Below are 6,759 nucleotides of genomic sequence, written 5' to 3'. Positions count from 1 at the left end.
CAGAGATGTGTATAAGAGACAGGTCCGGGACCGAGACGCCGGCCGAACCGACGGACCGCTACTGCGGGAACTGCGAGCACTTCGAGTACGTCCGCTCCTCGGAGGGGATGGTTCCCTACTGTGCCCGCCACGAGACGGCGATGGACGACATGGACGCCTGCGACGAGTGGTCGCCGAACCGCCGGTAAGCGAGAGAGGATTCCGTCTTTTCGACTCGGGACGGCACAGTCATCCCAGGTGTCTGTCTGTCCTCGATTACGGACGGTAACGTTCGGCTGTGTTACCGATTCCGATAACCGTCGGTTTTCGTGTGGATAGTCACCGCATAGTGAAGTGGGATATCGATAGTCTATCGAACAGGACAGCCATGGGAGACGAATTATTTTCCGGTCGCTACACGTGGTCGAACACGACGCCGACCGTCGCCATCGTCAACGCGATCGCCGGCATCGAGGGCGTCGACCCGACCGATCTCTCGACGGTGCTCGGCACGACCCTGTACGAACAGATCGATCCGGAAGCACTCGACTCGCTCGTCAGCACCGGCACGCACCCCGAAATCGCGTTTACCGTCGACGGCTACCGCGTCGAAATCGAGGAGAACAACTTGTCGATTATCGCTGCGGACGGGTAAAGCGGCCTCCACTCCGGCCGCGGACAGCCGGGCTGCGAGACGGTCGACCGCACCCGCTTACGGCGCGAGCTTAGATACCGAGCGTCTTCCGGCCCATCTCGAAGCCCCACTGGGGGATCTCGAAGACGACCAGGGCGACCAGCACCAGTTCGGCGACGGTGACGAGCACCATCATTAGATCGGCGCGCTTGCTGCTGACCGCGACGCCGATCGGCAGCCCGAACTCCTTCTTCCAGAGGGGATAGAAGAGAGCGATCCCGCGTTTGCTCCCCGCGACGTCGAGGACGTAGTGAGTCAACACGCCGATCCAGACGTACTCGAGGTTGCCGAACACGTACGGAAAGGCGACGAACGCTGCGAGGATCGGCAGGTTGTGCAGCGTCTTCCGGTGCTTGCCGAAGGCGGTGTCGACATCCGGGAACAGCGCCCCCAGCGAGACCGGCACACCGATCATGATCATCGTTCGAAACGTCTCTAGATCCCCCGTCGGCTCGAGCAGATACCCCAGTCCGATGCTCAACAGCACGGCGTTGAGCACGTGGCCCTTCTTGTTCATCTACCCGCATCTGGGGAGCCGACGGGGGAATAGTTTACTCTCGAGACTGTCACTGATCCGTGTCAATTCGGCTGCGTGATGCCTCCGAAACTGAGGTCGGCGATCGGCCGTCTCTCCAGTTCAGCGCGCCTCGAGTTCCGCGAGCAGGTCCGCGAGTGCCTGCTCGACGGTCGCGGCGCGGACGTCCGCGCGGTCGCCATCGAAGACGTAGCGGGAGACGGTCGCGTACGAGTCCTCGGACCCCCACGGTCCCGCGTGGGAAACGCCGATATAAACGGTTCCGACCGGGTTCGCTTCGGTGCCGCCGGTGGGGCCGGCGACGCCGGTCGTCGAGACCCCCCACGTCACGTCGGCCACGTCGCGGACGCCCCGTGCCATCTCGCGGGCCACGGGTTCGGAGACGGCACCGTGTTCGTCGAGGGCTTCCCGGCTGACGCCGAGGTAGCGCCGTTTGGCGTCGTAGGCGTAGGTCGTCAGCCCCGAATCGAAGTAGTCGCTCGCGCCCGGAACGGCGGTGATCGCGGCACCGATCAGGCCGCCGGTACAGGACTCGGCGATGGCCAGCGTCTCCTCGGCGTCCCGCAGGGCGTCGGCGATGTCCATCGGCAGCTCGCGGTCGATATCGTCGTTCATACCCGAATCGAGGGGCGGAATCGTTGTGAAAGCGAGGGTTGCCGGCCCAGTGTGAGTCACCGCCCACCTGGTTCGGCCACACTCGAGCGGCCGAGTTCCGTCGCGCTCGGCGCGGAAACGAAAAGCCAAACCAGCAGCGGCCGTCCAGTACCGACTATGGATTACGAGACGCCGCTTTTCTTCCGGGTCATGGAGTACGCGGACGCGGCGGACCGCGACGTCGTCGACATGGTCAGCGGGAACCCCGACTGGGAGCCCCCCGAGGCGCTCCGGGACGGCCTGCGCGAGTACGCCGACCTCGAGCCCGACCGGTTCCAGTACCCGCCCAGCGAGGGGCTGCTCGAGTTGCGCGAGGAGATCGCCGCGCGCCGCGGCGTCGACGCCGAGCAGGTCATCGTCACGAACGGGGCGGGCGAGGCGAACTACCTCGCGATGGCGCGGGCCCTCGAGCGAGACTCTGGAAACGAGATCCTGCTGACCGATCCCGTCTATCCCTACTACCCCGGCAAGACGACGATGCTCGGCGGCACCCAGCGGTTCGTCGCGACCGAGGACGACGGCCAACTCGACCCCGCCGCCGTCCGCGCGGCTGCAAGCGAGGAGACCGCCGCGATCGTCGTGACCACGCCGAACAATCCGACCGGCGCGGTCTACCCCGCCGAGACGATGCGGGAACTCGTCGCCGTCGCCGAAGCATACGACGCCATCCTGATCAGCGACGAGGTCTACGACCACTACGACCTCTCGGGTGCGTTCGCGAGCGCGCTCGAGACCGATTCCGCCCATCGAATCGTCACGAACGCGTTTTCGAAGTCGATGGCGATCACCGGCGTTCGGGTGGGCTACACGATCCTCCCGCCGGAACTGGTCGACGACGCCAAGAGCCGCCACATGCTGGTCAACGTCGCGACGACCCGACCCGGCCAGTACGCGGTCCTGAACGCCCTGCGCGAGACCGGGCCCGACTACTACGAGCGCAACCGGGAGCGCCTCCGCGAACGCGTCACGACGTTTACCGACGCGCTCGAGGCGGCGGGTGCCGAGTACACCCGCCCCGACGGGTCGTTCTACGTGATGGCCCGCTTCGACGGCTACCCGGGGACGCTCGCGAACGTTGAGCGGCTGATCGACGAGGGCGGGGTCGCAGGGATGCCCGGCGAGGCCTTCGGCGACTCGCGGACGGCGTGGCTGCGCTTTGCTCTCGTGACCCCGCGCGTCGAGGAGGCGGCCGAGCGGCTGGCAACCTACTTCGATTGACGGCCGCTTCTGACCGATCGGCGACGGTGACAGTCCGGCCGAAATACCGATACGCGGGGCGGCCGATCCTTCGCTCAATGCTGCTCGAGGTCGTCGTCGCGGTGTTCGCCCTGACCCAACTGGTGTACTTCGTGGGCAACTGCGCGCTGGCGACGCTGCTCGTTTGCCGATCCGATGCCGTGGTCGACGACCGAACCCTCGAGCGAGTGGTCGCCGAGGCGGCCGAACACGACCGGGAGCGGCCGCTGGCGCGGCCCGACGGTGGGTCGGGGTCGGGCATCACGTCTCCGCCATCGGGAACGGAACGGCCGGCAGACGGGTCCCAACCCGGGGCCGCATCGGACTGTCGGCTCCCCGCGTCGGCGGTCCGTCGAATCCGCGTTCTGGTGCCGATCTACCGCGAGCGACCGGCCGTCCTCGAGGAGACGCTGGACAACATCGCCGCCCAGCGGTATCCGACCGCGAACGTCACCGTGTCCGTCATCTACGAACCCGACGACCCGACCGTCTCGGCGGTCCGCGAGGCGGTCGCCGCCCGCCGGAGCAATCTCGCCGTCGAGTTCGTCGCGGTCGACCGGGCGGCGCTCGCGGCCGACCGCTCGCCCGGCGATTGGACGTTCAGGGGGACGGGCGTCCCGCAGACGAAGGCCGCCGCCCTGACCTACGCCTTTACGACGCTCTCGTTTGCGGCCGACGACGTCGTGACCGTCTTCGACTCGGACACGCAGGTTCCCCTCGACACGTTCGAACTCGCCGCCGCCGGCCTCGTGGAGTACGACATCGTCCAAGCGAAACAGACCGCCCGAAACGTCGGCGACGGCCTCCTCCCGCTGCTCGAGTCGATGGGGATCGCGGCGTGGTCGGATCTGATCTATGCGAACTCGGCCGACGGCCCCTACCAGCTGCTGGGGAAGGCCTACTTCGTCCCGGCCGGCGTCCTCTACGACCTCGATCGCTGGCAGCTCGACGCGGTGACCGAGGACATGGCGCTGGGCGTCGCCGCCCACGAACGGGGCTGTACGCTCGGCGTCATGGACCGCTACGTCCAGGACCTCTGTCCGGCCGACCTCAAGGCCTGGGTCAACCAGAAACGGCGCTGGGTTCGCGGCCCGTACCGGCACCTGCTGACGCCGGGCTGGTCCGGGCTCGAGCGCGGGCGGTTCTGGGCGGGGACCGTGCTGACACAGCTCCTGTCGGTGACGAACGTGCTCGGGCTGCCGGTCGGGCTGGCCGTCCTGTGGCTGACCCTCACCGGATCGTCGGGAGCCGTCGTTCCGGCGGCACTGTTGCCGCTGGTCCTGTTCAACGGCGTCGTCTGGTGCTACTACGGCTGGCAGTCCTACCGTGCGGCGTGGGAGGCGGTTGGCTTCGAGAGCCGATGGGCGAAACTCAGGTACTCGCTGCTTTCGAACCCGCTCGCGCAGGCCCTGTACGCGACGCTGTGGGCCGTTCCAGTCTGTCTGGCGCTTATCGACGCCGTCCGCGGCGTCGCCCCGACGTTCGACGTGACGCCCAAGGAGTAGCTCCATCGGGCCGCCAGCCGCGCGAGCAACCGACGAATACTCGTGTTCGGACCGGGAACCGGGACGCATGAGCGGCATCGACGTCGAACCGGTCGACGAGGAGGAGCACGAGGAGAGCGACGACGACGACGCACACTCCATCGAGGTGACCCCGACCGACTCGGTCGACGACGCGGAGACGGGTGAGCGCGAGACCGTCGACGTCGAACCGTCCGACGAGCCGATCGGCGGCCCCGAGTACGTCCTCTACGGCGGGAAAGGTGGCGTCGGGAAAACGACGATGGCGGCCGCGACCGCGCTCGACAGCGCCCGTGGCGGCACCCGGACGCTGGTCGTCTCGACCGACCCGGCCCACTCGCTCTCGGACACCTTCGAGACCGACATCCCGTCCGATCCCGGCCGCATCCGCGACGACATCCCCCTCTACGCGGCCGAGATCGATCCGGAGGCCGCCATGGAGCGAGGCGAGACGCCGTTCGGCGGCGCGGGCGCGGGCTCGGGGACAGACACGGGAGCGGACGCGGACGACCCGTTCGCCGGCGGCGCAGACGGGATCGGCGGCGGAAGTTCACCCTTCCCCGGCGGCGAGGGAGCCGAGGGCGGCCCCCTCGGCGGCCTCGGCGAGATGCTCGGCGGCGAGTCGCCGATGGACGCCCTCTTCGGCGGCGCGATGCCCGGCGCGGACGAGGCCGCGGCGATGCAACTCCTGCTTGAGTACATGGACGACGAGCGCTTCGAGCGCGTGATCGTCGACACGGCCCCGACGGGCCACACGCTTCGACTGTTGCAGTTGCCCGAGATCATGGACACCATGATGGGCCGGCTCGTGAAGTTCCGCCAGCGCATCGGCGGCATGCTCGACGGCGTCAAGGGGATGTTCGGCGGCGGCGACGATCTCGATGACGACAACGACCTCGAGGACTTAGAGGTACTGCGCGAACGCATCGAGCGCCTGCGGGCGGCGCTGCGAGATCCCGCGCGGACGGACTTCCGGATCGTCATGGTCCCCGAGGAGATGAGCGTCTTCGAATCGAAGCGCCTGCGCCAGCAGCTCCGCGAGTTCGAGATTCCGGTGGGGACCGTCGTCGTCAACCGGGTGATGGAGCCGCTGTCGAACGTTACCGACGACGTAGACGGCGCGTTCCTGCAGCCGAACCTCGACGACTGCGAGTTCTGTCAGCGGCGGTGGGACGTCCAGCAGGACGCGCTCGCCGAGGCACAGGACCTCTTCCGCGGCACCGACGTTCGGCGGGTCCCCCTCTTCGCGGAAGAGGTCCGCGGAGAGGGAATGCTCGAGGTCGTCGCCGCCTGCCTGCGGTAGCCCGGCGCAACGGGATCGCCGTATCCGTCTCGAAGACAGTATTTTTACACATAGTTTCGGATATCGTATTATATGGTCGAAGTCCTCCGAAGAATAGGGACGGTCGGAACCCTCGTCACTGCGACCGAATGGCTCCGTCGAAATCCGGTTCTGATCGTCGTCTTCCTCCTCTGCGGGCTGCTCAAGGCGTTCAGTAACGGTCCGGGTACCCTCGGATTGCTCGTCACCGTTGCCGCCTTCCTCGCCGTGATATACGTTGACGCGCTCGCTCACGCGATCGGCGAACAGGAAGCGCTCGGAGAGTCGAGTGACATTGCTCGAGCATCGACTGCCGTCCGCCAGCAGTACCCGTCGCTGTTCGGTGCCACGGTCGTCTATGTTCTGGCTGTCGAGATCGGACTGATCTTCCTCCTGCTCCCGGGACTCTATCTCGCCGTTCGACTTTCGCTTGCGTTCCCCGCGTGCGTCATCGACGACCAGGACGCGATCGAGAGCCTCGAGACGAGTTGGACCGCCGCCAAGGGAAACCTCGTGAAACTGTTCGGCATCTCCCTCGCGAGGGCGATCGTTTTCGTCGGCGGAGTGGGTATGGTGCTCGTCGGGACCGATATCAGCGTTACCGATCTCGGTGATGGCCTCGCTCCCGCGTCCCTCGCCGTCACGGTCGTCTTGACCGCGATCGGCAGTCCGATCGTCCAACTCGCGTATGCTCGCGTCTACCTCGAGAACCGTCCCACGGTCTGAGAGGAACGATGGCGAAACCGACTATCGTGAGGAGCGACGGACGACGGAACACAAACGGAGTGGGGAGGGACACTGGAGAGACAACGACTGA

General features: G+C 66.9%; 8 protein-coding genes. 6 read left to right on the top strand and 2 right to left on the bottom strand.

Features of this window, described 5'->3' with window-relative positions; translation table 11 throughout:
- Together C489_RS11940 and C489_RS11935 are read left to right on the top strand one after the other, a co-directional pair.
- Positions 1-188: DUF7140 domain-containing protein (locus C489_RS11940; RefSeq protein WP_006431531.1), on the top strand; the 188-nt coding region annotated here is incomplete at its 5' end.
- Between the two features lie 179 nt (positions 189-367).
- Positions 368-634 (top strand): HalOD1 output domain-containing protein, encoded by a 267-nt coding sequence (locus C489_RS11935; RefSeq protein WP_006431530.1) that lies wholly within the window; start codon positions 368-370, stop codon positions 632-634.
- A gap of 70 nt (positions 635-704) precedes the next feature.
- On the opposite strand, the gene C489_RS11930 is transcribed toward C489_RS11935, so the two are convergent.
- Positions 705-1,190, bottom strand: a complete 486-nt coding sequence (locus tag C489_RS11930; protein ID WP_006431529.1) for a metal-dependent hydrolase — start codon at positions 1,188-1,190, stop codon at positions 705-707.
- Positions 1,191-1,310: 120 nt separating this feature from the next.
- Positions 1,311-1,823, bottom strand: a complete 513-nt coding sequence (locus tag C489_RS11925; RefSeq protein WP_006431528.1) for a CinA family protein — start codon at positions 1,821-1,823, stop codon at positions 1,311-1,313.
- A gap of 156 nt (positions 1,824-1,979) precedes the next feature.
- Here C489_RS11925 and C489_RS11920 point away from each other — a divergent pair, with 156 nt between their 5' ends.
- From C489_RS11920 to C489_RS11905, 4 genes are all read left to right on the top strand, one after another.
- Positions 1,980-3,080 carry a pyridoxal phosphate-dependent aminotransferase gene (locus C489_RS11920; protein ID WP_006431527.1) on the top strand — a complete coding sequence of 367 codons (1,101 nt, stop codon included), beginning with the start codon at positions 1,980-1,982 and terminating at the stop codon, positions 3,078-3,080.
- 77 nt (positions 3,081-3,157) lie between these two features.
- Positions 3,158-4,603 (top strand): glycosyltransferase, encoded by a 1,446-nt coding sequence (locus C489_RS11915; protein WP_006431526.1) that lies wholly within the window; start codon positions 3,158-3,160, stop codon positions 4,601-4,603.
- A gap of 67 nt (positions 4,604-4,670) precedes the next feature.
- Positions 4,671-5,924 (top strand): ArsA family ATPase, encoded by a 1,254-nt coding sequence (locus C489_RS11910; protein ID WP_006431525.1) that lies wholly within the window; start codon positions 4,671-4,673, stop codon positions 5,922-5,924.
- A gap of 72 nt (positions 5,925-5,996) precedes the next feature.
- Positions 5,997-6,668, top strand: a complete 672-nt coding sequence (locus tag C489_RS11905) for a DUF7847 domain-containing protein (RefSeq protein ID WP_006431524.1) — start codon at positions 5,997-5,999, stop codon at positions 6,666-6,668.
- The last annotated feature ends 91 nt before the right edge of the window (positions 6,669-6,759 follow it).

Source organism: Natrinema versiforme JCM 10478, from assembly GCF_000337195.1.
Lineage (GTDB): Archaea > Halobacteriota > Halobacteria > Halobacteriales > Natrialbaceae > Natrinema > Natrinema versiforme.
The sequence above is the reverse complement of the archived record's forward strand: the minus strand, read 5'-3'. Positions and strand labels throughout refer to the sequence as shown.

Excerpts from the sequence above, each read along its gene's own strand:
- C489_RS11935 (WP_006431530.1), top strand. The coding sequence starts at position 368 with ATGGGAGACGAATTATTTTCCGGTCGCTACACGTGGTCGAACACGACG.
- C489_RS11925 (WP_006431528.1), bottom strand. The coding sequence starts at position 1,823 with ATGAACGACGATATCGACCGCGAGCTGCCGATGGACATCGCCGACGCC.
- C489_RS11910 (WP_006431525.1), top strand. The coding sequence starts at position 4,671 with ATGAGCGGCATCGACGTCGAACCGGTCGACGAGGAGGAGCACGAGGAG.
- C489_RS11905 (WP_006431524.1), top strand. The coding sequence starts at position 5,997 with ATGGTCGAAGTCCTCCGAAGAATAGGGACGGTCGGAACCCTCGTCACT.
- C489_RS11920 (WP_006431527.1), top strand. The coding sequence starts at position 1,980 with ATGGATTACGAGACGCCGCTTTTCTTCCGGGTCATGGAGTACGCGGAC.
- C489_RS11930 (WP_006431529.1), bottom strand. The coding sequence starts at position 1,190 with ATGAACAAGAAGGGCCACGTGCTCAACGCCGTGCTGTTGAGCATCGGA.
- C489_RS11915 (WP_006431526.1), top strand. The coding sequence starts at position 3,158 with ATGCTGCTCGAGGTCGTCGTCGCGGTGTTCGCCCTGACCCAACTGGTG.